Here is a 23,019-nt window from a genome sequence, read left to right as displayed (position 1 = left end):
TAACCAGTACTAATAGTCCGTGAGCCTTATTTTTCTACATAAAATCATTCTTTTCCTCCCTTAAGATTATATTTCAGGGTTAGCCCTTTGATGTGGCAGCAAGGTAAATATTGCTCGCCTTTCCAAAGAACTGACTGACCCGACATATTTTTCTTGGTGGCCATGGAGGTTGGGGTACACCCGATCCCATTCCGAACTCGGAAGTTAAGCCGACCATCGCCGATGATACTGCAGGGGAGCCTGTGGGAAAGTAGGTCGCTGCCAAGATTTATTTCTAAGACCGCGTTTCAAGCGAAACGCGGTCTTTTTTTGTTTCGATTTTTTATTTGTTAGAGATAAAAAAAAGCCGGTTGTCATAAGGCAACCGGCTTATCTTTTGATTGGTTGAATTAATCTTTCGCACAGCCTGGATTGAACGCTAAGGTTGCTTCTGCAATCTTGTGACCGTACTCAACGCATGCTTGAAGTTGTGCTTCGTCTGGTACGAATTTGATACGTAACCCGTCATCTACACGTTTTATTTTCAGATCATCAAGAGTGCTATTGATTTGGCGTACGCCTTCGCCACCCCAGCCGTAAGAGCCGAAACCGGCACCGAGCTTATTCTTAGGCTTGAGGCCTTTGATATAGTGTAGGAAAGCTGCCATGCTTGGGATAACTCCGTTGTTAATGGTTGGGCTTCCCATAACTATGGTGCTTGCGGTAAGGAATTCTTCCATGATTGCACCACGGTGCCATGTTTTAAGGCTACAGATTTTAACTGGCACATTTTTTTCTTCAATGCCTTGGGCAATGGCGTTAGCCATGAGTTCTGTAGACTTCCATTTAGTGTCATACACAATTAAAACTTCTTTGGAATGCTTCTGGCAACTCCATTCAGCGTAGGCTTCCAAAATTTTTTCTGGATGGCTGCGCCAAATGTAGCCGTGATCTGGCGCAATCATGCGAATGCCTAAGTTCATTGCCTCCAGTGCACGCAATGTCTTTTTAATAAGCGGGGAAAGAAGGTTGAGGTTATTTGCATAGAAGAATTTTGCTCCCTTAAGAGGAATTGCAATATCCACCTCATCATCAAAACGCTCGTCTGACGCTATATGTTGACCAAAGGCATCGTTTGAGAACAGAATGCCATCTTTTTTTAGGTAAGAGAACATTGAGTCAGGCCAGTGGAGCATGCGGGTCATAATGAAATGAATTGTTCTTGCACCTAAAGATATTTCATCTCCGCTCTTAACGACTTCAAAAGGCCAGCTTTCATCATGGAAGTGGGCAATAATGGCGTCTTTTCCTGCAGCGGAACAGAAGATTTTCTCAGGCTTAATGGTGCTGATGATTTCAGGCAAGCTACTGGAGTGATCTGGCTCAACGTGGTTGACGATCATGTAATCAATTTTTACAGGATCAATAATATTACGAATACGATTCCAGAACTGGTCGCGGTGAGAGTATTTGACTCCATCAACTAGAGTCACTTTTTCATCAACGATCAAGTATGCGTTGTAACTTGTGCCTGCATACCCGCTAGAAGGTGGGATATCATGGTCAACAGCGCCGACCCAGTAAATGCCTTTTGCAAGTTTGATATCATTCATCTTTTGCCCCTTATCTATTTCTCTTGAAATGAGATACTAAAAATTCTAATAAAAAAATATCAGTGTATTTAGTTACTATTATTATTAACTACTATATTTTTGTCACTATCGTGTTGTGACTTTCTTTGCAAGATGAAACTTATTTCGTTCTGATTATTGGTTATTTTTCAGTAATTGATGATATTTGATTCTCATGTGACTAAAATGAATTTTGATTTCAGAGTGTTTAATTAAGGTATTTTTACTAGTGGTGGAAAAAGGATTGTAGATGAAAAAAGAATACCAAGACCTTACTGTCGCTGAAGTAAGGGAGTTTATGGCAAAAACAAGAGAAAATGAATATCAACTCGTGGATGTTCGTTTTCTCGATGAATATGAAGAAGATCACTTGGCCGGAGCGATTTTGTTGCCAGTCGATGAAATTGAAGAGCGAATTTCTGAGCTTTCTTCTACAAAAGATACGATCGTGTACTGTCTTTCCGGTAGGCGCTCTGTAGCAGCTTCTGTTTTTATCGGGACTCATCCTGATTTTAAAGGGAAGGTATACAATATGCTTGGCGGCTACCTCGAATGGGATGGGCATTACATTGAAGATATGCCTAATTTGAAAGTATTTGATATGGAAGGCTCTGACGCGGACTTATTGTATCAGGCCATGAATCTTGAGAAAGGTGCCCATAAGTTTTATGAGCTTGTATTGGAAAAATTTCCGAATGCTCCTTTTACTCCGGTGATGGAGAAGCTTGTTAAGGCGGAAGAAGCTCACGCCCATATGATTTATAAGTTCTGGGAAAAGCTTCAAGACAATCCGCCATCTTTTGAAATTGTTTATGAGGGACTCCCAGGCGATATCCTTGAAGGTGGGCTTAACTTTGATGAGCTTGCTGCTAAACTTATGCAGGAAGGTACAGAGTGTCAGAACGTAATTGAAATGGCGATTACAATCGAATTTTCTGCATACGATCTATATCGCAATATGGCTCACCTCTATAAAGACACTGAAATGGAAAAACATTTCCTTTCATTGTGTCAGTCTGAAAAAGAACATATGCGCATTGCAGCGGATGCCTTGCATCACTGTCGATAACAATAAAGCTTCTGATGAGTATTTCATCAGAAGCTTTTTTATTACCTATAAAAAATATTGTAGCAGGTACAGTGTTCCCATTCCGGTAAGGATAGTGAAGAAAATATTTCTTGATTTGTAGGCAACCAGTAGGGCGAAAATGCTGGCTGACAGGCGCTCTTTTCCGTGTAGTGAGGCAACCATACCTTCGTGATAAAAAATTGCTGGGGCTATCAATGCAGCAAGAACAGAGGCCGGAATAAATCTAAGAATCTCTGAGAATTTGTCACTCAGCTTGAATCGTTCTGCTGTAAGGATAAATGAGCCGCGCTGGAGGATGGTTGCGATGCCGATGACGGAGATAACAATCCAGAAGGTACTATTGCTCATGGCAGACTCGCTTCCGTTTGCTAACAAAATATCCTGTAAAAATGCCTGCGAATGCGCCAGACATCAGTCCCATATTATATGGCAATGAAACGGAGAGAATAGCCACAGTGGCGGCGACTGCTGCGGCTAATGCGGATGGTCTATCCGTAATGTTCGGGGCGAGCAGGGCAAGAAAGGTGAGCGGTACTGCGAAGTCAAAGGACCATTCTGGGGGAATTAGCGCACCGAAAAAGATACCGCTGATGGTCGACACCATCCATGTGACATAGAGCGAGGTACATGCACCGAAGAAAAACGGGAGTTTTTGATACGGGCTGTCTTTCTTAGTGAATTCCACAATAGAAACAGCATAGGCCTGATCAGATAATGTATAGGACAGATATAGGCGTTGCCATGGACGTAATGGACCAAGGTATGGCGTGATTGATGCGCTGTACATGACAAAGCGCAGATTGATCATGATGGCTGTAGCAACAATGATGATAGCAGAACTGTGTTCTGACATTAGCTGCGCAACAGAAACCTGAGCCGCTCCGGCGAACATGAAGAATGTCATGAAAATGGCTTTGAGCGGAGAAATTCCGGTGGCAATGGTTACTACACCTGTCAGCATGCCGAAAGGAACAATTCCTGGCATGACGGGGATAATAGTACCGGCACCGGTGAAAAATGATTCTTTAGTAGAGCGGGATTTTGACATTCTAACAGGATACTATTGGACCCCGCACTCTGTCGAATTCTTTTCGCGTTACATGTTGGTGACAGGTAGAGCTATCCAGCTTGTGGCAGACATTTTTGTGGGGCTTGCATTATGCTTACAATGTTTGGAATTTCTTGCGGAGGAATCGGGCGTGAGAACAAGTATCCCTGCGAAAAGTCACATCCAGCTTCAAGCAGCATAATACGTTGCTCCTCTTCTTCCACTCCTTCTGCAACAACGGTCAACCCTAAGGCGTGCGCTAATGCGACAACTGCTTTGACGATTTCGTAGTTTGCAGGATTTTTTTCCATGTCATTAACAAAGCTTCTGTCGATTTTTAAATTACTGATAGGAAATTGTTGCAGATACATAAGGGAGGAATATCCTGTACCAAAGTCATCGATGCATAGCCCGACTCCCAGCGCTCTCAGACGGCGGAGGGTAATATCTGCATAGTCAGGATTTTCCATGAGCATGGTCTCTGTTACTTCCAGACGCAGGCACTCTGGTGGCAGATTGGTTTTTGTAAGGATACGGGAGACGATATCCGTTAATTCCAAGTCGGAAAGCTGACGTGCGGAAAGGTTGACGTTCACCTTCAAATTTTTGAATAGCGGATTTGTCCTTCGCCATTCAGCAAGGGTAGAGCAGGCTTCAAGTAGTACCCATTCTCCAAGTTGTAGAATAAGTCCTGTTTCTTCTGCCAGCGGAATAAATTTTGTCGGAGAGATGATTTTTCCCTGACTGTTTTTCCAGCGGATAAGCGCCTCAAAGCCAGTCACGGCACGTGTGATCGTATCAACAACAGGTTGGTACACTAAGAAAAATTCTTGATTAATTAGTGCATTATGAAGGTCCAGCTCCATGCTGATGAGTTTGAGCGCATTAGAGAATATCTGTGCATCATAAACGGTGACGCCGTCTGTTCCGTTGGAACGTCCGTGATTCAGTGCTACGTGAGCGTTTTGCAGGTAGCGTTCTGGAGTGTCTACTTCCATCTCGCCATGCATAATGCCAAAACTGGCAGACATATGAATCTGCTTATTGTTCCAGGCAATTGGACGCTTAATACCTTGAATAAGAGCTTCTATTGAGCGGTGCACTGATTGATGGTCGGAAGTGTCTTCATATATTAACACAAATTCGTCACCACCAATACGGAAGACAGTTTCAAATCCGTAGGTGGCATCGCGGAGGCGGTCAGCAAGTTTGCATAGAATCGCATCACCTGCTTCATGTCCGAGGGAGTCATTAATGTTTTTGAAGCGATCAATGTCGATATAGACGATGGAAAAATTCCAATGCCCTGTAGCTTGAGCACGGGAAATTGCTTTTTTGATTTTTTCAATACACTTGCTTCGGTTGGGTAGTTTGGTAAGGCTGTCATGCCAAGTAAAGTGCATGAGCTGCTGTACTACGCTGCGATGTGATGTGATGTCGTGACAGAATGCACGGATGCCGCAATAGCATCCGTCGGAATCAAGGGCACGGCTGGCTTCAAACTTCATCCAGCGTTTTTTGCTGTCTGGAAGTCGAATTTGAAATTCTGCCGTTGCATAATTTTCCCCCTCATCCAACTTGCGCCATAGCCCGTACCATAGCGGAAGATGTTCTTCGATGAGGATGGCTTCCATGAACCTTGAGTTACGGTAAAAGTGCTTTGCTTCGTACCCGCAGCATGTTTCGCAAGCGTTGGAGACCACTTCAAGTGTTCCATCGGCGGAGTACCAAAATTCCCATAGAGGTGAGTAAAGCACCATGTCGCGTGCAGAGTCGTTTGCAGAGAAAATAGACTTAGTTTGCCGTGTGCGTTCTGTCTTCTCTGGCTCTGTACTTGTTGGAACCGTAGCTCCTGCCATATCTAACTCCCTTTTATTTAGATTGCGCAGGATGAATCCCGTCGAATAGACTTAGTAGATTAACAATGACGCTAGTACGCTGAATAAAAAGAACAAGTTTGATGTGTACTATTCATTAACCTAGTTACATAAAAAAGTATAATTAAGGAACTGATTAAAAAATAAGGCACCCTGTTCTGACGTACGGATCAGAACAGGGTGCCTTATACTTTTGTGGAGGGAATATTATGCAGCGATGTGCGATAATACTTCTTTGGTTGCCTCATGCTCTGGGTCGAGGCGTAAAATTTCGTTGAATTCAGCAATAGATTCTTCTTTACGGTCTGTAGAGAAGAGACAGGTTGCGTAGGAGAAGCGAACAGCAGTATCGGTGCTGTCTTCTTCAAGGGCACGTGCAAAAGCAGGAAGGATTTCCTCAACGCGCTCAGTGCTGTATCCCTGCTGGAGAAGGCAGTTAAGTGCAACTTTGTCAACTGGGTTAATGGAAAGAGCAGTAAGGAAATGGGTAAAACTCTCATCGTGGTTACCCTGTTCCGCAAGAACAAGGCCGATACCGGCATGCGCACGGGAGCTAGGTTCAATGGAAGCAGCCTGTTTATACAGAGTAAGTGCGGATTCGTAGTCTCCTTCGAAGATGCTTACTGCTGCGAGGCCGAGAAGCGGCTCAGAAGATTCGTTGTTAAGCTCCATAGCGCCTTCAAAGCATTCAATTGCTTTTTTGGTATCGCCTAACGCGAGATGGTATTCGCCAAGTACTTTTAATGTCTGGTAGTCGCTCATACGGGTATCCTTATTGAGTTTAGCTACATCCCCACAAATTTATGCGATTAGGCGTGTAGGAAAAATAGTTCTGCTTTTGTGTTTCTGCAGAATATTCAGCAACTACTGTGCCAAAAAAAATATGTCCCCCATTTCTTACGAGTGACAAATCTCTGTCACTCAGTTTCTTTTTTTCTCGATAAAAGCCAGTCTTTCAATAAAAAGTATAATAAAAATAAGTCGTTGTAAGTGTGGAACGCCTTTTGCTTTGTATTCAGTACCGTTGCCTTCTCAAAAAGGGGTAAGACGGGAAGATTAAGTAAAAGGAGGGTACCTGCATGAAAGGGTTATTTGAAACCCCTATGTTGCTCAGTGCAAAGGTTATGGACATGCAGCTGCAGCGTCAGAATGTTGTCATGAGTAACATGGCTAACATTAAAACTCACGGGTATCTCGCCCGTAGAGTTAAGTTTGAAGAAGATCTTCAAAAAGCGCTGAACATTGACGGTCGTGGAAAAATGACACGTACGTCCGGCAAACATGTTCCTGCTACATTCGATCCGAAAAACTTCGGCCCTGAATGGGAAAAGAAAATGCCGATGCGTATTGTTCATGGTGAAGACCGTGTGGATATGGATAAGGAAATGGCTGTAATGGCTAAAAATACCATGCGCTACAACACACTGGCTACAGTGGTCAAAAGTAACTTTGAAGGCTTAAAAAGCGTTATTTCAAGCGGAGCTAAATAATGGATTTCATGACAGCACTCGATATCGGAGCTTCTGCGCTCAGTACTGAGCGTACAAGCATGAACATTATCTCTATGAACCTTGCTAACGCTAAGACTACTCGTACACCGGAAGGCGGTCCGTATCGTCGTAAGACCGTAATTCTTGAGGCAACTGAGGTAGACCATCCATTCAGTAAGCAGATGCAGTCTGCAATGGACAGGGATTTACGCGGTGTACGTGTGAAGCATGTTGCGCAGGATAAGCGCCCACTTAAGCAGGTGTATGAACCTGGTCATCCAGATGCAAATGAAGAAGGATATGTATTTTATCCGGACATCAACGTGGTGGAAGAGATGGCGAACCTTATGACTGTACAGCGCAGCTATGAGGCAAATATCACTTCAATGGATGCTGTAAAAACCATGTACAACAAAGCATTGGATCTTGGCCGCGGCTAAGCGGATAAATTTGGGGAGTAGGTCATGTCTATTCAAAGTGTAGGAATGAAGGCGTATTCAGAAGCGTTAAGCAGCTTTGCGTCTGGAAATAAAAAGGTGCAGCAGTCCACTGCATCTGAAGAAAAAACAACCACATCTTTTATGGAAACTGTTGAAGCATCTGTGAAGAAAGTAAACGACATGCAGCAAGAAAAATCTGGCATGATTGAATCTTTCGCTTCAGGTGAGCAGCAGAATGTTCACGAGCTTATGATTACGTTGCAGAAAGCAAGTGTTGCAATGAACCTTACATCAGCCGTACGTAATAAGGTTCTTAATGCATACAACGAAATCAGCAAAATGCAGTTCTAGTCCTACTGTTATATCGCCATTTATTAACTGTATTTTTTCGGAGTAAATAATGTCCCCCATGTTAAACGATGCTGTCGATCGCACTAAAAATTTCTGGTCGAGTATTACCCTCTCGCAAAGGGTCTTTATCGGCGGTCTTGCACTTACTGTGCTCGGCGTATTCTTTGCGCTGTTGTTTTGGCTGAATAAGCCGGACATGCAGTTGTTGTATTCTAACCTTGCTCTTGAGGATGCAAATAGAATTGTTAAAGTCCTTCAGGCTGAAAAAGTTTCCTATAGCTTGGAGAACAATGGTTCCAGCATCCTTGTTCCAGCAGATAAAGTATACGACATGCGTATCAAGATTGCCGGTGAAGGTGGTTTAACTGGGCAGGGCATTGGCTTCGAAGTCTTTGACGATGTAAAAGTCGGACAAACAGAATTTGTACAGAAAATTAATTACCAGCGTGCTCTTCAGGGTGAATTAAGCCGTACTATTACAGAATTCCCTGCGGTTGAATCCTCACGTGTACATCTGGTGATCCCTCAGAAAAGTCTGTTTATTGAAGAAGAGATGCCACCGTCTGCATCTGTTGTTTTGACCATCGCAGAAGGTAAAAAAATGACAGACAAAGACGTAATGGCAATCGTCAACCTTATTACCATGTCTGTTGAAGGTCTGGATAAAGGTCGTGTGTCCATTGCGGATACTAAAGGTACTGTGCTGTACCATCCTGAAGACGAAAATTCCGTTGAAGGCATGACTGCAACCCAGTTTGATCACAAGCAGACCATCCAGAGAAATCTGGAAATGCGCATTCAGGAACTTTTGTATCCTATCATCGGCGCAGGCAAGGTTATTGCGAAAGTTAACGCTGACCTTGATTTCAGCCAGCGTACAATCCGTAAGGAACTGTACGACCCATCAAGTTCTGTTGTTCGTTCAGAACAGAAAAGCGAGGAAACAACCCGCGGCAGCGCTAACCTTGAAGCAGGCACCCCTGATGCTAACTTCCGAGGTGACGGCATCGGCGGCAGCATCAGCCAGCAGGATGCAACTCGCGAAACATCAACCATCAACTATGAAATTAACAAAGAAGAGCAGAACATCGTGACCCCTGTAGGGCAGGTGGACCGCTTGAGCATTGCAGTAGTTGTTGATGGCATGTACGCAGCCAGCCCTGATACAGGCGAAATGGTCTTTACTCCGCGTTCAGAAGAAGAAATGACGCGTATTCAAGAGCTTGTTTCAAATGCAGTAGGGTTTGAATCTTCCCGCGGTGACGCCATTGAAGTTTCCTGTATCGCTTTTGGCGAACTGGATGTAGAACGCGAACGCAGTCTTGCTGAAGTAATCGGGGACTATGCACTGCGCATGGGTAAGCCGATTCTGAACGCAGTACTCGTATTTCTCTTCCTTCTGCTCATCGTTCGCCCGGTTATTCTTGCTCTCATTCGACCTAAGGTTGAAGCAGGTGAGGTTATGGAAGGACTTGAAGGTCTTCCATTGGGTGAAGAGCGCATAGCGCTTATTGAAGGCGAAGAAGAGCTTGATGCATTGGATGCACTGAAGAAGATTGAAGACATTAAGGCGCATGCATTACAGATTTCCGAACAGAACATGGAACAGGCTGTAGGCATCTTGAAGTCTTGGCTTAAAGATACCGGAGGGCATAAAGTTGGCCACTCAGCTTAAAGGTGCGGAAAAAACCGCCGTATTACTTCTGGCGATGGGGGACAAGTTCACCGCTGAGACCTTTAAACGTCTCGACCGTGCAGACATTGCCCAAATTTCAAAAGCCATGATGGAACTGGATACAGTTCCTAAAGAAGATGTTGAAGATATTTTACGAGAGTTTCACCATTCAATGATCGCGGGCAAAGAGATGATTTCCGGTGGTGAGGAAGCCACCCGTCGTATGCTCCTGAAAAACCTTGATAGTGAAACCGCCAAGTACATTATGGATGCACTGGAACTGGATAACGGCCCAGCTCCATTCCGTGAACTTGAGAACGTAAGTCCACGCATTCTTTCTCAGATTCTGCGTAACGAACACCCGCAGACACTGGCACTCATTCTTGGTCACCTGCATTCAGATCAGGCGGCAGAGCTTATTCAGATGCTCCCTGCCGGTATCAGACCGGAAGTGCTTATGCGTCTTGCTCGTCTCGAGGCAGTACCGGAAGATATGCTTATGGCAGTGGATAAGGTGCTGCAAAGCCAGCTCATTGCAATGGGGGGCAAGGAAGGCAAGAAAGTGGGCGGCGTTGCTGCTGTTGCGGAAATCCTCAACGCAGTGGACCGTGCTACGGAAGAAGAAGTTCTCGCAGAGATCGAAGAAGAATCTGTACAGATGGCAGAAGACATTCGAAACCTCATGTTCGTATTCGAAGACGTGGCAACACTGGATGGTCGTGGTATCCGCGAGCTGCTGAAAGAAGTATCCAACGAGGATATGACTCTGGCACTCAAAGGTGCTTCCGAAGAAATGCAGGATGTGTTCTTCAGCAATATGTCCGAGCGTGCGGCAACAATGATCCGAGAAGATTTGGATATCATGGGGCCTACAAAGCTTTCAGATGTAGAGGGTGCACAGCAGTCGATTGTAAAGATTGTACGCCGTCTCGAAATGGAAGGACGAATAGCCATCGGACGCGGAGGCAACGATGTCTTCATCTAACATTCTCTCTGGCGATATTTTATCCGACACAGCCGCACCGAAAGGTGTGGCTGCGTGGGGTACCATTTTTACCGGTCCCGGTTCCGCTAATGAGCATACCCTTGAAGGCGTGGAAGGAACTCGTACCCGACAGTGGGATGATGCTACAGAAGCCGCCTACATGGAACGTGTTCGTGAACGTGCAGCAGAGCGGGCTGCAAATATTCTTGCAAAAGCACGAGAAGAAGCCGAGTGGATTAAAGAAAAAGCACGGCAGGAAGGCTATGAACAGGGATGTCAGCAGGCTGAGCAGGAACTGGCAGCAGTTCAGCAGCAGCACGCGGAGTCTGTATCCAGTGTTCTTGGTGCTATTCAAGGCCAGTGCTCCAATATCTTTGATAACTGGCGGAGTGACCTCATAACTGTTGTGCGTTCATCTGTTGAGCGTGTATGTGCAGTAGAGTTGTCAGAAAATCGTCAGGCATCCATGGAAAAGCTTTTTGCAGAGGCTGTGCAAGTTCTTGATGATCGCAGACAGCTTGTGATTACTGTGCACCCGGATGATGAATCCATGGTTTCCGCTATTATTCAGAATGCCCAGCATCATTACAATGGATTGGAAGCATGGACCGTAAAGTCTGCTCCGACTGTTGCTGCTGGTGGTATCATTGTCGAAAGCCATGATGGCATGGTGGATAACACCATCACCAGCCGTAAACAGGCTGTAGATGAAATTTTAGATCAGCTTGTGATTCCAGAGGATAAAATATGATCGACCCGCGTGGTGCCCTTGAGCTGCTGGAAAACCTTGAACCAAGCCAGTCTTTCGGCAAGGTAAACAAGGTGGTCGGTCTGATCGTAGAAGGGTGTGGAATCAAAGCTCCTCTCGGAGCGGTATGTCAGCTTATTCCGGAAGAAGGCGCAGAGCAGATTCCGGCAGAGGTTGTAGGCTTTCGAGACGGCAATATTCTTTTCATGCCGTATGGTGAGATGCGAGGCATTAAACCAGGGTCACTTATCCGTAACTCTAGCCTGCCGCCAACTTTTCCTGTGGGCAATGACATGCTCGGCAAAGCGTTTGATGCGTTTGGTAACGAGCTTGGATCAGAATCGCCTCTACTTTCTGCAGAGGCTTATAAGCCGTTGTACGCAACACCGCCAAACCCGCTTTCACGTGCACGTATTGTTGAACCGTTGGACGTTGGAGTTCGCTCTATCAACAGTCTTATTACTCTTGGTAAAGGACAGCGTGTGGGTATTATGGCTGGTTCCGGTGTTGGTAAGTCAACTCTTATGGGTATGATGGCTCGCTATACTGAGGCAGACATTAACGTCATTGCGCTGATCGGCGAACGTGGTCGTGAGGTTCTTGAGTTTATGGAAAAGGATTTGGGGCCGGAGGGTATGAAGCGTTCAGTTTTGCTCGTGGCAACATCCGACCAGTCTCCGCTTGTCCGTATGCGTGCTGCATATGCTGCAACCGCGGTGGCAGAATTTTACCGTGATCAGGGCAAAAACGTTCTGCTCATGATGGACTCTGTGACCCGATTTGCAATGGCTGCACGTGAAGTTGGTCTTGCAACAGGTGAACCGCCAACAACCAAGGGCTACACTCCGACAGTATTTACACAGCTTCCGAAGCTTCTGGAACGCGCAGGCAATAGTGATAAAGGTAGTATTACCGGAATCTACACCGTTCTTGTGGACGGTGACGATTTCAACGAACCAATCGCTGATGCCGTTCGTTCTATTCTCGACGGACATATTGTTTTAACGCGTGATCTTGCGGATAACGGACATTATCCTGCAATCGATGTATTGCGTTCTGTATCCCGTCTTCGTGGTGATATTTGTTCCCGCGAAATTATTGAGGAAGGACAGTCTGTAACTAAGTTGCTGGCTGCGTACAAGAAAGTGGAAGATATGGTTAACATTGGTGCATATTCCCACGGTTCTAACCCTGTGGTGGATAAGGCAATTTCAATGGTGCCGAAGGTAAACGAATTTTTGCAGCAGCGCGTTGAGGATCCTTGTAGCATCGAGGAAGCCTTCTCTCAGTTGCATGCATTAGTACAACAATAAATAGCAGCAGCCAAAAGCAACGGGAAGGGACGCCCGTACTCCGGCGCACTGTAACGGCGATATGACAGTACGCATCGCTGACTGGCTGCTTCGTTTTATGCAGTACACATGGAAAAGGGTCGTGACATAATGTCACGACCCTTTTTTATTTAACCGTATGTAGTGAAACTACTTGGTTGAAGCTGCTAGTTTGCCGCTTTTGAACATGAACCATGCGAAGCAGAGTGCTGCGAAAGCCGCACCAACGATAACAGAGGTTTCGTAAGGCATGTTAAAGCCTATTTTTGCATTACACAGGTAGGTTGTAGAAACGGCAGTCATAAAGGTTGCCGGAATGGTTGCAATCCAGTGTGTTTTAGCGTGGCGTGCAAGGTACACACCCGCAGTCCAGAGAACAATAGTTGCGAGGGACTGGTTGGTGAGACCGAAGTAGCGCCAGATTACTGCAAACTCAGTTTTAGTGATTGCAAAACCGACAAGGAAGAGCGGGATTGCAATCATAAGACGCTTGGAGTTCTCTTTCTGAGAGAACTTAAAGAAGTCTGCAATGATGAGACGGGCGGAACGGAATGCGGTGTCACCGGAGGTGATTGGCAGAGCAATAACACCGATGATTGCAAGCAGACCACCCACAGGTCCCATGAGGGTTGTGGAAATCTGGTCTACAACAGCAGCCGGACCACCATTTGCGAGAGCTGCCTGCAGCGCTTCTGGAGTCTGGTAGAAGCTCATGCCGAGGGTTACCCATACGAGAGCAATAAGACCTTCACCGATCATTGCACCGTAGAATACCGGACGACCGTCGCTTTCTTTAGGAAGGCAGCGAGCCATAAGTGGAGACTGGGTAGCGTGGAAGCCGGAAATGGCACCACACGCAATGGTGATGAAGATGAGTGGCCACATTGGCAGATCGTTAGGGTGTGTGTTGCGCAGATCAAGGCCGTTAGGGTAGAAGTCGTACCCTTTAACAATCAGCATAGTAAGCAGGCCGAATGCCATGATAAGCAGCGCGACCCCGAAGAGCGGGTAAATTCGCCCGATGATTTTATCAACAGGAAGAATAGTAGCGATGAAGTAGTATACAAAAATAAATCCGGTCCAGACGTATTTAGCAACCGCAGGATCGAGACCAAAGCTGATTTTCTTTGCAAGCAGTGCAGCAGGGCCGAGAACAAATACCACGCCTACGAGCAGCAGCAGGACGATGGAAATAATGTTCATAAGTTGTTTAGCAGTGAGGCCAAGGTTAGCACCAACGATTTCCGGAACTGACTTACCATCTTCGCGGACAGAAAGCATGCCGGAGAAGTAGTCGTGAACCGCTCCTGCGAAAATGCAACCGATAACAACCCAGACAAGCGCAACAGGGCCGTAGAGGGCACCAAGGATAGGACCAAAAATAGGACCGAGACCTGCGATGTTGAGCAGCTGGATAAGGTTGATGTTCCATTTTTTTATGCGGACAAAGTCAACGCCGTCTTCAAGGCGGACTGCAGGAGTTGGGATGCTGTCATCAGCACCAAAGATGTTTTCTACAAGCTTACCGTAGGTGAAGTACCCAATGATAAGCATTGCAGCAGCAATAAAAAAGTAAACCATGCTTGTTCCTTTTGCGCTAAGGCGCATGTGTTTGGGATTTCAGCTTTCAAGAGCAATTGATAGCGGAAAAAAGGGAGCCGCATATCGTGAAAGCTGTTGTTACATACAAAAAACAGCTTATAGAGCCAAAAGGAACGTTGTTAAAAAAAGTTAAAGCATAGTGTTTTCAGGTGCTTCTATGCTTTAAGTTGTTGGAATGATAGTAACTGCATCGTTTTCAAGTGCGTTGCATTTATTATGTTGAAGGAGCGCTCATCTCCTGCTTGAAAAGTAGGATATTTCTTTGAATAGCCTTGATGGTCAATGTTTTTGAACGAGGATGATGTTCGTGTCGAGGGATATAGGAAATATGAAAATGGAACATTGAGGAAACAGTGTAACAAGTTACATTGTTGTGATGGAAAGGGAGGTTATCATCTTTGGATGATATTGCTTTGGAGCTTGTTAAAAAGGGTAGAGTGGGCGCAATGGTAGCCAGTTAGGTGCGCTATTAAACACAGGATGATTCGTTATATGTGTCTATGCAGTATGTCTTTGGCAAGGTTACTGATAGCGTTTGATTTTGGTGAGTTATGGTGTCAGCAGTATATTAATGTCTCAGGATTTTGGACCAATATTGCTTGCTGTACGTCAATAGTTTGAAAAGAATCAGCAAATTTATGTAGCTCAATTTTTGGGAACGTCTCCTTTATTTCTCGGGAATGCCCTCCTTTATTTGTCGGGATGCAATTTAAACAATTAGCCAATGTTCATAGGGTGATGCGATTGCTATATATAACTTCACAAAACGAAAAATAAGTGAGGTTATTATGAATAGCGTATTTAAAAGATTAGTTTTTGCGTTTCTTTGTGTTTCTCTTTTTGCTTTAACAGCTCAGGCTGGTACAAACACCGCTGACAAAACTGTTGGCTATGGCTCATATGCTGTCACCATTCCAACTGATTTTCAGGAAGTAGGTCAGACTTCAGTAAGTATTCCTTTGAATACAGAAGTGACCGGCAGACTTCCACACGGTTCTATGCATTCAAAAGTGTTTACCAATGGCGAAACAATCCTCTTTGTTCAGCGCATGTTAGTTCCTGTAGCTAATACCTCATTAAAACCACTTGAAGGTTCAAGAGTTGTAAAGTGGGGCAAAGGTTGGCGTAAAAATGCATATAGCGTGAATGGTGCGAATACTACACGTGAATTTGCCCAGTACATTAACTTTATAAAAGAACAGGGCGTGTCTGCGTCTTCTGAATATGCGGTAGAAATGTACGATTACCTTGTCAGCCCTACAGGTCTGAACCGTGTGCTTGCTTTTACTCCTAAAAAAGCAGAAGGACTCCCTTCTGTACCGGAATCCATTGCACTTTATGCCGTTGAAAACAATAAATAACATTTTCAACGATACTTCTTTCTTATCGACAGGTCGCTAACTCTATATGAAGCCCCGCCGTGCATATGTTGCAGGCGGGGCTTTTTGGGTGGGCATAATTTTGTAGATGGTATGTGATACAAGTAACTTCGAATCAGCTTGAGGGAGTTACTCCAATTGTTACTCATGGTATTAACCTTCTTCAGCATTAAGAGATCTTACAGGCTAATATAAACAAAAAAGGGAACTCCTTGATTTACAAGGAGTTCCCTTTTGGTATTCTTCGCTAGAATTTCTCAGCATGGCGGGCTATACAGGAGTCGAATTTCTGGCTTAACTTATTTAAAATAAAGAATAATTTTGATTCGCGGTTGCATGTTACTCGTATGGTTACTCGCAATCGTGAATTTTTTTTGAACTTTTTTTCTAAGATAACGAATTTGGGGTTGAAGTAAGAGCGTAAGCTTATGGGAAGACGTCAACCCTTATAATGTCGAGGATGTTTTCACATCATATTTCTACGTAACGTATCTCAATTAACTTGCGCAAAATTCATTTTTTTATAACGAGCTGTTTCTTCAGCCTTATGCTTTGCAATTTTCTTTGCAAGCAGCGTCGTCAAACGCTCTGCGCCAATCTGGTTAACATGAAGCGGATCGACAAAATTTTCGTTTGGCCAAAAATATTTTTCATCTAGAAAATAAACATGCTTACTTCCTTGAGTCTCTCTTTTAAGTACTCCCCAATAGTGGTCTAAAATTTCATGAAATCCTTCATCGTCATTGCGCATTTTAGGCCATGGAAATCTGTAGATATAGACATTAATATTCCTTGCAGACGTTTCCTGAAGCATTTTTTTCAAGTACTTAAAAAAAACACTAGACTTACGTGCATAACCTTTAGAATAGGCATGCGGTTTCAAATCCGCCGCAGTAATATGCGAATCCCCTCTACTTACATACCCCTTAGCATAATCGAAGGAAGCCTCCACTCTCATTTTTTTTACCGAAGCTGCTTCCTTCTCAAATGCTTTGTAATTCAAAAAATAATTATTCAGCATACTATTGGCAGATTTCCTAAACATCCAGGCACCCAGTCTAGTTTTAACATACCATTTAGTAGCCTTATTGAAAGAGCAAAGCTTCATTGAAAGAGCGAGCACTACTTCTTTTAGTGAAGGACGATAATAAGAAAAATAAATATCTTTCATCCACTGCTTTCCACCTAGAAGATAAAAGCTAAAGTTAACTACTATATTTTTGGGCTGAATATCTGCCTCATCAAAGACCCTTTGGCTAAAGTAATATGCAAAAGGAATCTGCATGCCGGGACGGGCGAGGTTAACCGCTGTACTTTTAATCCCATTTGCAGCCAAAGTATCTTCAAATACAGAAGGAATTAGCCCTTGGTGTGAGCGACTATCGCCAAGAAAAAGGTACTCACCTCCCTTTTTCCAACTTGAGTCAGTAACTGAGTTCATTAAAATGTAGTTAGAGTCAAAATATGGCGCGACAAAAAACAGTCCACAATTCAAAAACATAAAAGTGGTAGCCACTATAAAAAAATACTTAAGAGTAGATGGAAATTTAAAATTGGAAATAGATAAATTGCTGGCCATTTTCAGCTCCTAAAAAGATCATTACAAAAAGAATCACACCCAGCGCAGAAGCGTGAACATAGTTATTCATTTTATAGTCTGGAGTAAGGGTATCTGAAGAGTACTGCCATAGAGAAAATAACACTAATGGGCTTGAGTAAAAGGCTAGCATTGCTAATGTGGCGAGATCTCCATCAACAAAATATGATGTCGTTGGTGCTATCAAATTTTTGTAATAGATAAGTGCGGTTGAAACACTATCCGCTCTAAATAGTACCCATAATAAGACAACAATATTTAAGGTGATAAAGATACTTAGTATTTTTGGAAGCCTAAACGTAGTCACCTGTCGAGCAATTAATTCAAAAGTTATCCATACAGCATGTAAAATGCCCCACAACACAAAGTTCCAATCGGCTCCATGCCATAAGCCAGACAATGTAAAGGTAATAAGCAGGTTTCGAATATGCCCTGTGATTCCGGAGCGTGAACCGCCTAATGGTATATAAACATAATCTCGCAACCAGTAAGATAACGTAATATGCCAACGGCGCCAGAATTCTCCTAGCGAGGCGGAAAGATAAGGCAGATTAAAGTTATTACTCAAATTAATACCTATACATTTTGCTAAGCCGCGGGCCATATCCGAGTATCCTGAAAAGTCACAATAAATTTGCAAAGCAAAACAATACGCACCAATAAGGAGGCCAATTGATGTAGTCTGATCTGGTGCAGCAAAGGCTTTATCTGCAACTTTGGCCAAGTTGTCAGCAATAAACATTTTTTTAAAGCAACCGCAAAGAAAGTATCTAAAACCAACATAGATATTCGGCCACTGAAAAGACACTTCTTTTTTAATCTGTGGTAAAAGCTTTCCAGGTCGCTCAATTGGGCCAGCTATAAGTTGTGGGAAAAATGCTACATACGTAGAAAAAGCGAGCAGACTTTTTTCTGCTGGAAATCTTTTTTGATATACGTCGATAGTATAAGAAAGAGTCTGGAAGGTATAAAATGAAATACCCGGAGGAAGAGCTATCTCTAAAAGATACCTGTCACTGGAGGAAACGTTAAATGCGTAATAAAAACTATCTAAGAAGAAATTAAAGTACTTAAAAAAGAAAAGAATTCCTAAGTTGGTACATAGGCTAGCCACTAACAACATTTTTCTTTTTTGAGTCTGCTGCTCATTTTCAAGCTTTAACCCTACCGCATAATCAACAAGTGTAGAAATCAGCAGCAGCGCTAAAAAACGATAATCCCACCAACCATAAAAAATGTAACTAGCTAATAAGATAAAGCTAATGCGTGGTGTTCCGCGTAGGAAGCAATATATTGTAAGAAAAACAGAAATAAACAACAAGAAGTCAATCTCGAAAAACAGCATCACTTCAACCTTTCATATTATTGTAGTTAAGTTGCCTTAACTACAAAACATCTTTTGTTTTTACAAGGGTTCCTCAATATGATCCTACAATAAAAATGTGGACACCAAGTTAAGCCACTTTGGGTGCGGTTGTGGTGTCCCTAAAAAGTACATAAAAGTCGGGACTAATAATTTCAGTAGGTTATAGCTGTCGTAATGTAACCCTCCCGTAAAATAAGATCAGCCAAAAGTAGAGATTTTCGATAACGTATCAGCCTATAAGGAGGCTAATTCGATGCGGAAATCTCGATTTACGGAACATCAGATCATTCGAATTCTTAATGAGGTTGAAGGCGGACGAAAGGTTGCCGATGTTTGCCGTGAACATGGCGTCAGTCCTGCGACATATTACAAGTGGAAATCGAAATATGGTGGAATGGAAGCATCTGACATACGGCGAATGAAAGAGCTTGAAGAGGAAAACCGTCGCCTTAAACGTATGTTTGCTGATTTAAGTCTTGAAAATGAAGCTCTAAAGGACGTGATCGCAAAAAAGCTTTAACGCCAGTTGAGAAACGCGAATTGATAGATTTTATGACTGAAGAGCACGGCATGAGCGTTCGACGTTCCTGTGCTGCTCTGAACCAGTGGCGATCAGTTTACAGCTATAAGCCTGCTCCACGAGACGACACACCTGTAATCGAATTGCTTCTTCAGCTGGCCGAGAGATATCCCAGATATGGCTTTGCAAAGTTATTTCGACTCATACGACGCCAAGGTCACCGTTGGAATCATAAGCGTGTTTACCGTGTATACTGCATGCTGAAAATGAACTTACGGCGCAAAGGGAAGAGAAGGCTTCCATCACGGAATCCAGAACCTCTTGCCGTACCTGTCGATGCAAACAACTGTTGGTCGATAGACTTCATGCACGATGCGCTGATGAGCGGGCAAGGATTCAGAACATTCAATGTCCTTGATGACTTTAACCGTGAATGTTTAGCTATTGAAATTGATACCAGTTTACCCACGAGACGGGTGCTCCGTGTGCTGGATCGACTTGTGGCGTGGAGAGGTTTGCCGGAAAAGCTCAGAATGGACAACGGCCCGGAACTTGTCTCTGTAGCGATGGTCGATTGGGCAGAAAGCAACGGTGTGTGTTTGGAGTACATTCAGCCAGGGAAACCCACACAGAATTCATACATTGAGCGCTTTAATCGTACTTATCGTAGTGAAGTTCTGGATTACTATCTTTTTTCTATTCTGGAAGAAGTTAAAGAACGCACAGAACATTGGATTAAGGAATACAACGAAGAACGGCCTCATGAATCTCTCGGAGACCTTACACCGGCAGAGTTTCTTGAAGCAAACTCCCCTTGCAAAATTTCTACTTTTAGGTGGCAGCAACTAGGGGAGGTTTACAGTAAGGAAAGAGAAAAAAGCGCGTTCTCAAAAAAGCAGAGAACACGCTCGTTTATTAAATTAATATCGCATGATTAAGCTGGAGTAACTTCCCAACGTTTGTTTTTCCCGCGCAGACCAAACTCGTAGGTTGAAGGCGGGATGTGTCGTAAGCTCCCAGTTTCGTCTTTGAGGTATACTTCTGTTCGATTACTGATTTTGTTTTTTGGGGTTTTGTTTCTAAATCTCTTTATTTCAGCAGGGTCATAGTCAACCATTTCTGGGATAATTTTGTCTTCCACTTTTTGGATACCAAGTACTTTTGCAAAACGATCTCGTGCGCCTAGAATCCCCTCGCAACGGGCTTTTCGATTGTCTCTTACGAAGATCCACTGTTGAAGGTATTCCCAAAAAGAATATGTTTTGTATTCTCTTACGCCATCATTGCTACTACAAAGGACAACCTCTTTTTTTTCCGGGTGGTAGAAACACGGTGCAGTAGCAAAATGTTTTCCAAAGGATCTACCCACATACATGAATAATCGTGTAACAATCTTCATGTTTTGCTTGTGGCTCTTTTTTAAATTTGCATAGCGCACTTTTACGATTGAATTAATCGTTGGGTCATTACTGAATTTTTGAAGCACTTTTTTCCATTTTGCATTAATCGCATGTATTGTTTCAGGGGCAACATGGCCAGATATCGTATTAGTGCAAATTGTGTACTCTTTCTTCTTCTGGTTAACTGTTTCTACATATATCCCAGCGATTGCGACAAAGTGATAATGTAGATTGAAGTTCATGAGCGAGTTATTTCCCACTACATGTCTATTTTTGTGAAGTAGTATGTTTTTGTTTCGAACATTATTTGTCGAAAGCATACATTGGTAGATGATACGTTTAATTTTTGTTAAAAGATTATTCTCTTTTTTTTTGTTTTCTAAGATTTTTCTTTGAACATTTTTAGGTAATGTAAATACAAAATGATAAGCTGTTGGACATTTGTACTTTAAAATAATGGGTCTTAAGTAGGATAATACATCTTTAATATTACGGCGCATCCGCGCTTCAGAGCAGTCAAAACAATATTTGCTTTGACAATGCATGACTTGGACATGTGCTTTATTATCTTCGTAATACCGAAGGATTGAACTTTCGGAGCGTCGAGTACAACTCATTAAATTGGCTTCAAGATGTTTTCCTCGTCTAGATTTAGTATGGTTTGTGACAATTTCTTGATCAATGAGCTCGCGTTTAAGATCTTTAGCTAACGAGAAGAAGGCGCTATTTTTTACTGAAATCCATCCATCTTCTTGTTTGAAATCGTAAGTAATGGGCAGTTTGCCAGTAGCGTATTGATCTGGCTCAATAGCAGGGGTAGAGGATGTGTTCATTGTTTACCCCTGCTGTTTGATCCACTTGCGAACATCTTCAGCACGCCAGACAGTAGTTCGCGCTGCCAACTTTATTGGTTTTGGGAATTTGTCTGCACGTACCCACTGCCATAGAGTTGTTCGAGATACTGGAACAAAGCTGTAAAGATTTTTTTCGCGTAGGAAGCCAGTTTCTGGGAATTTGATAAGTTCCATTTTTCCTCCAAAGAGGTTGAGCACGACATTAGAAGAAATATTCGGCGGCCATGTCATGCATTAAAAAAATGCCGAAACTGGCTTGTGTGCTAGTATGGAAGTTGATGAATTCAGATAGGTGGGGATGGTATGCGTTGTATATAACCTAAAATCTTTGTAAATTTATGCAAAGAAGTGTGCGTTGTGGTGTGTTAAAAAAGCCCGTCGGAAAATTCCAACAGGCTTTTTAGGTGGTAACAAGTAAAGTTGTGCTCGTGGAGGCTACCGCTCATGACAAAGTAAGTCCAAATGATCCGCATACCACTGCATCATCTTTTTGCGATCAGAATAGTAGTCAGCATGGTTGTAGGCTGCCCTCACCATGTTTTTTTCTTTATGGGCAAGCTGGGACTCAATCCAATCTGAATTGAATCCTTCGCGGTTGAGGGTGGTGGAAGCCATCCCTCTGAATCCATGGCAAGTCATTTGCTCTTTCGAAAAGCCTAAACGTCGGAGAGCTGCATTGATCGTATTTTCAGACAGTGGCCTTGCTATAGAGCGCACACTTGGAAATATATATTTTGCATCATGAGTTAATGGGTACAACTCATGTAAAATTGAAATAACTTGTGTTGGTAGTGGAACTTCATGGGCATGTTTCGCTTTCATTCGTTCTGCTGGAATGCGCCATATTGCGTTATCAAAATCAATTTCCGACCATGACCCAAACCTAAGCTCACTACTTCTTAGAAAGGTATAGGCAACTGTTTGCAAAGCACATTTAACAACAAAGTGGCCTTCAAACTCGTCAATTGCCCTCATGAGTTGCGTGACGTCGTCAGGAGATGTGAGGGCTGCATGATGTTTAACAATGGCTGGAAGGGGGGTGAGAAAGGCGCGGGCATTGTCGGCAGGGTTTTTGTCAATTTTTTCTAACGCAATGGCATAGCGGAAAATTCTAGAACACAACGCCCGAGTCCGTCTTGCTGCTTCGTAGGCGCCTCGTTTTTCGATGCGCTCAACTAGTTTTAGCATGTCGAGAGTTGAGACTTCGGCTATTTGTTTTGCGCCAATAATTGGAAGAACATCACGTTCCAATCTGCTTAAATCGGTGGCTCTTGTCTTTAAGCTTTTATTAATGAAGTGTTTTTCTGCCCACTCCAGAGAAATTGCTTCGAAAGTGTTTTGGGTCTTATTTTGTTGTTTGCTTATTTCTGCTTTGCGGAGTAAAGAAGGATCAACTGAGTCCGCTATCTGCACTCGCATTACATCACGCTTTTTCCGCGCTTCCTTGAGGGTGACTTCTGGATAAGTTCCTAAAGAGATCATCTTCGACTTTCCATCTACACGATATCTAAGCCGCCAACGCTTTTGACCAGTGGGCGGTACTTCAAGACACAATCCGTGAGAGTCTGTGATTCGATATAGTTTATTGCTAGGTTTTGCAGATTCAATTTTCTTGGCAGTAAGAGACATCGTGTTTCCTTATGAGTAACATGTGAG

At 43.4% G+C, this 23,019-nt stretch carries 20 protein-coding genes, 1 rRNA gene and 1 pseudogene; 11 read left to right on the top strand and 11 right to left on the bottom strand.

Features of this window, described 5'->3' with window-relative positions; translation table 11 throughout:
- The first annotated feature begins 152 nt into the window (after positions 1-152).
- A 5S ribosomal RNA gene (rrf, locus tag BUR09_RS15915) occupies positions 153-267 on the top strand.
- A gap of 122 nt (positions 268-389) precedes the next feature.
- Here rrf and BUR09_RS15910 read toward each other — a convergent pair.
- Positions 390-1,592 (bottom strand): FprA family A-type flavoprotein, encoded by a 1,203-nt coding sequence (locus tag BUR09_RS15910; RefSeq protein WP_074217934.1) that lies wholly within the window; start codon positions 1,590-1,592, stop codon positions 390-392.
- Positions 1,593-1,860: 268 nt separating this feature from the next.
- On the opposite strand from BUR09_RS15910, the gene BUR09_RS15905 reads away from it, so the two are divergent.
- Positions 1,861-2,679 (top strand): rhodanese-like domain-containing protein, encoded by an 819-nt coding sequence (locus BUR09_RS15905; protein ID WP_074217933.1) that lies wholly within the window; start codon positions 1,861-1,863, stop codon positions 2,677-2,679.
- A gap of 45 nt (positions 2,680-2,724) precedes the next feature.
- Here the strand turns inward: BUR09_RS15905 and BUR09_RS15900 are convergent, their stop codons facing one another.
- The 4 genes from BUR09_RS15900 to BUR09_RS15885 form a co-directional block, all read right to left on the bottom strand.
- On the bottom strand, positions 2,725-3,048 hold the full coding sequence (locus tag BUR09_RS15900; RefSeq protein WP_074217932.1) for an AzlD domain-containing protein: 324 nt from the start codon (positions 3,046-3,048) through the stop codon (positions 2,725-2,727).
- Positions 3,038-3,748: an AzlC family ABC transporter permease gene (locus tag BUR09_RS15895; RefSeq protein ID WP_074217931.1), complete on the bottom strand. Its 711-nt coding sequence runs from the start codon at positions 3,746-3,748 to the stop codon at positions 3,038-3,040. The genes BUR09_RS15900 and BUR09_RS15895 overlap by 11 nt, the downstream gene beginning before the upstream one ends.
- Positions 3,749-3,819: 71 nt before the next feature.
- Positions 3,820-5,607: a putative bifunctional diguanylate cyclase/phosphodiesterase gene (locus tag BUR09_RS15890; RefSeq protein WP_074217930.1), complete on the bottom strand. Its 1,788-nt coding sequence runs from the start codon at positions 5,605-5,607 to the stop codon at positions 3,820-3,822.
- Positions 5,608-5,832: 225 nt separating this feature from the next.
- Positions 5,833-6,387, bottom strand: a complete 555-nt coding sequence (locus BUR09_RS15885) for a tetratricopeptide repeat protein (RefSeq protein WP_074217929.1) — start codon at positions 6,385-6,387, stop codon at positions 5,833-5,835.
- A gap of 317 nt (positions 6,388-6,704) precedes the next feature.
- Between BUR09_RS15885 and flgB the strand changes: the two genes are divergently transcribed.
- Genes flgB through BUR09_RS15850 form a run of 7 tightly spaced genes read left to right on the top strand, consistent with a single transcriptional unit; the run spans position 6,705 to position 12,627 of the window.
- Positions 6,705-7,115 carry a flagellar basal body rod protein FlgB gene (flgB, locus tag BUR09_RS15880; protein WP_074217928.1) on the top strand — a complete coding sequence of 137 codons (411 nt, stop codon included), beginning with the start codon at positions 6,705-6,707 and terminating at the stop codon, positions 7,113-7,115.
- A complete protein-coding gene (gene flgC, locus BUR09_RS15875; protein WP_074217927.1) occupies positions 7,115-7,555 on the top strand; it encodes a flagellar basal body rod protein FlgC in 441 nt (146 codons plus the stop codon). Before flgB ends, flgC begins: the two co-directional genes overlap by 1 nt.
- Before the next feature lie 24 nt (positions 7,556-7,579).
- Positions 7,580-7,906: a flagellar hook-basal body complex protein FliE gene (gene fliE / locus BUR09_RS15870; RefSeq protein WP_074217926.1), complete on the top strand. Its 327-nt coding sequence runs from the start codon at positions 7,580-7,582 to the stop codon at positions 7,904-7,906.
- 49 nt (positions 7,907-7,955) lie between these two features.
- Positions 7,956-9,581 (top strand): flagellar basal-body MS-ring/collar protein FliF, encoded by a 1,626-nt coding sequence (gene fliF / locus BUR09_RS15865; protein ID WP_074217925.1) that lies wholly within the window; start codon positions 7,956-7,958, stop codon positions 9,579-9,581.
- 34 nt (positions 9,582-9,615) lie between these two features.
- Positions 9,616-10,566, top strand: coding sequence for a flagellar motor switch protein FliG (gene fliG, locus BUR09_RS15860; RefSeq protein ID WP_245796752.1), 951 nt, complete (start codon positions 9,616-9,618; stop codon positions 10,564-10,566).
- Complete coding sequence (locus tag BUR09_RS15855) at positions 10,553-11,317, top strand: FliH/SctL family protein (protein ID WP_074217923.1); 765 nt, start codon at positions 10,553-10,555, stop codon at positions 11,315-11,317. The genes fliG and BUR09_RS15855 overlap by 14 nt, the downstream gene beginning before the upstream one ends.
- A complete protein-coding gene (locus tag BUR09_RS15850) occupies positions 11,314-12,627 on the top strand; it encodes a FliI/YscN family ATPase (protein ID WP_074217922.1) in 1,314 nt (437 codons plus the stop codon). The genes BUR09_RS15855 and BUR09_RS15850 overlap by 4 nt, the downstream gene beginning before the upstream one ends.
- Before the next feature lie 168 nt (positions 12,628-12,795).
- Here the strand turns inward: BUR09_RS15850 and BUR09_RS15845 are convergent, their stop codons facing one another.
- Entirely contained in the window at positions 12,796-14,226 is a 1,431-nt protein-coding gene (locus tag BUR09_RS15845) for a carbon starvation CstA family protein (RefSeq protein WP_074217921.1), read from the bottom strand.
- An 809-nt stretch (positions 14,227-15,035) separates the two neighbouring features.
- Here BUR09_RS15845 and BUR09_RS15840 point away from each other — a divergent pair.
- Positions 15,036-15,608 (top strand): hypothetical protein, encoded by a 573-nt coding sequence (locus BUR09_RS15840; RefSeq protein WP_074217920.1) that lies wholly within the window; start codon positions 15,036-15,038, stop codon positions 15,606-15,608.
- Positions 15,609-16,119: 511 nt separating this feature from the next.
- Here BUR09_RS15840 and BUR09_RS15835 read toward each other — a convergent pair.
- The gene (locus tag BUR09_RS15835; RefSeq protein ID WP_074217919.1) at positions 16,120-17,205 is read right to left on the bottom strand and encodes a hypothetical protein; all 1,086 of its coding nucleotides are present in this window, start codon (positions 17,203-17,205) and stop codon (positions 16,120-16,122) included.
- Positions 17,174-18,568: an MBOAT family O-acyltransferase gene (locus BUR09_RS15830; protein WP_074217918.1), complete on the bottom strand. Its 1,395-nt coding sequence runs from the start codon at positions 18,566-18,568 to the stop codon at positions 17,174-17,176. Before BUR09_RS15830 ends, BUR09_RS15835 begins: the two co-directional genes overlap by 32 nt.
- Positions 18,569-18,842: 274 nt before the next feature.
- Between BUR09_RS15830 and BUR09_RS15820 the strand changes: the two are divergent.
- Positions 18,843-19,948, top strand: a pseudogene (locus BUR09_RS15820) (IS3 family transposase); the annotation flags it as partial.
- A gap of 95 nt (positions 19,949-20,043) precedes the next feature.
- On the opposite strand, the gene BUR09_RS15815 reads toward BUR09_RS15820, so the two are convergent.
- The 3 genes from BUR09_RS15815 to BUR09_RS15805 form a co-directional block, all read right to left on the bottom strand.
- Complete coding sequence (locus BUR09_RS15815; RefSeq protein WP_074217916.1) at positions 20,044-21,342, bottom strand: hypothetical protein; 1,299 nt, start codon at positions 21,340-21,342, stop codon at positions 20,044-20,046.
- A gap of 3 nt (positions 21,343-21,345) precedes the next feature.
- The gene (locus tag BUR09_RS15810; protein WP_084539529.1) at positions 21,346-21,537 is read right to left on the bottom strand and encodes a helix-turn-helix transcriptional regulator; all 192 of its coding nucleotides are present in this window, start codon (positions 21,535-21,537) and stop codon (positions 21,346-21,348) included.
- Between the two features lie 261 nt (positions 21,538-21,798).
- On the bottom strand, positions 21,799-22,992 hold the full coding sequence (locus BUR09_RS15805; RefSeq protein WP_074217914.1) for a tyrosine-type recombinase/integrase: 1,194 nt from the start codon (positions 22,990-22,992) through the stop codon (positions 21,799-21,801).
- Positions 22,993-23,019: the final 27 nt, after the last annotated feature.

It is taken from the genome of Halodesulfovibrio marinisediminis DSM 17456 (genome assembly GCF_900129975.1).
GTDB lineage: Bacteria > Desulfobacterota > Desulfovibrionia > Desulfovibrionales > Desulfovibrionaceae > Halodesulfovibrio > Halodesulfovibrio marinisediminis.
This window is presented reverse-complemented; position numbering and strand designations above follow the sequence as displayed.

Excerpts from the sequence above, each read along its gene's own strand:
- BUR09_RS15910 (WP_074217934.1), bottom strand. The coding sequence starts at position 1,592 with ATGAATGATATCAAACTTGCAAAAGGCATTTACTGGGTCGGCGCTGTT.
- BUR09_RS15905 (WP_074217933.1), top strand. The coding sequence starts at position 1,861 with ATGAAAAAAGAATACCAAGACCTTACTGTCGCTGAAGTAAGGGAGTTT.
- BUR09_RS15900 (WP_074217932.1), bottom strand. The coding sequence starts at position 3,048 with ATGAGCAATAGTACCTTCTGGATTGTTATCTCCGTCATCGGCATCGCA.
- BUR09_RS15895 (WP_074217931.1), bottom strand. The coding sequence starts at position 3,748 with ATGTCAAAATCCCGCTCTACTAAAGAATCATTTTTCACCGGTGCCGGT.
- BUR09_RS15890 (WP_074217930.1), bottom strand. The coding sequence starts at position 5,607 with ATGGCAGGAGCTACGGTTCCAACAAGTACAGAGCCAGAGAAGACAGAA.
- BUR09_RS15885 (WP_074217929.1), bottom strand. The coding sequence starts at position 6,387 with ATGAGCGACTACCAGACATTAAAAGTACTTGGCGAATACCATCTCGCG.
- flgB (WP_074217928.1), top strand. The coding sequence starts at position 6,705 with ATGAAAGGGTTATTTGAAACCCCTATGTTGCTCAGTGCAAAGGTTATG.
- flgC (WP_074217927.1), top strand. The coding sequence starts at position 7,115 with ATGGATTTCATGACAGCACTCGATATCGGAGCTTCTGCGCTCAGTACT.
- fliE (WP_074217926.1), top strand. The coding sequence starts at position 7,580 with ATGTCTATTCAAAGTGTAGGAATGAAGGCGTATTCAGAAGCGTTAAGC.
- fliF (WP_074217925.1), top strand. The coding sequence starts at position 7,956 with ATGTCCCCCATGTTAAACGATGCTGTCGATCGCACTAAAAATTTCTGG.
- fliG (WP_245796752.1), top strand. The coding sequence starts at position 9,616 with ATGGGGGACAAGTTCACCGCTGAGACCTTTAAACGTCTCGACCGTGCA.
- BUR09_RS15855 (WP_074217923.1), top strand. The coding sequence starts at position 10,553 with ATGTCTTCATCTAACATTCTCTCTGGCGATATTTTATCCGACACAGCC.
- BUR09_RS15850 (WP_074217922.1), top strand. The coding sequence starts at position 11,314 with ATGATCGACCCGCGTGGTGCCCTTGAGCTGCTGGAAAACCTTGAACCA.
- BUR09_RS15845 (WP_074217921.1), bottom strand. The coding sequence starts at position 14,226 with ATGGTTTACTTTTTTATTGCTGCTGCAATGCTTATCATTGGGTACTTC.
- BUR09_RS15840 (WP_074217920.1), top strand. The coding sequence starts at position 15,036 with ATGAATAGCGTATTTAAAAGATTAGTTTTTGCGTTTCTTTGTGTTTCT.
- BUR09_RS15835 (WP_074217919.1), bottom strand. The coding sequence starts at position 17,205 with ATGGCCAGCAATTTATCTATTTCCAATTTTAAATTTCCATCTACTCTT.
- BUR09_RS15830 (WP_074217918.1), bottom strand. The coding sequence starts at position 18,568 with ATGCTGTTTTTCGAGATTGACTTCTTGTTGTTTATTTCTGTTTTTCTT.
- BUR09_RS15815 (WP_074217916.1), bottom strand. The coding sequence starts at position 21,342 with ATGAACACATCCTCTACCCCTGCTATTGAGCCAGATCAATACGCTACT.
- BUR09_RS15810 (WP_084539529.1), bottom strand. The coding sequence starts at position 21,537 with ATGGAACTTATCAAATTCCCAGAAACTGGCTTCCTACGCGAAAAAAAT.
- BUR09_RS15805 (WP_074217914.1), bottom strand. The coding sequence starts at position 22,992 with ATGTCTCTTACTGCCAAGAAAATTGAATCTGCAAAACCTAGCAATAAA.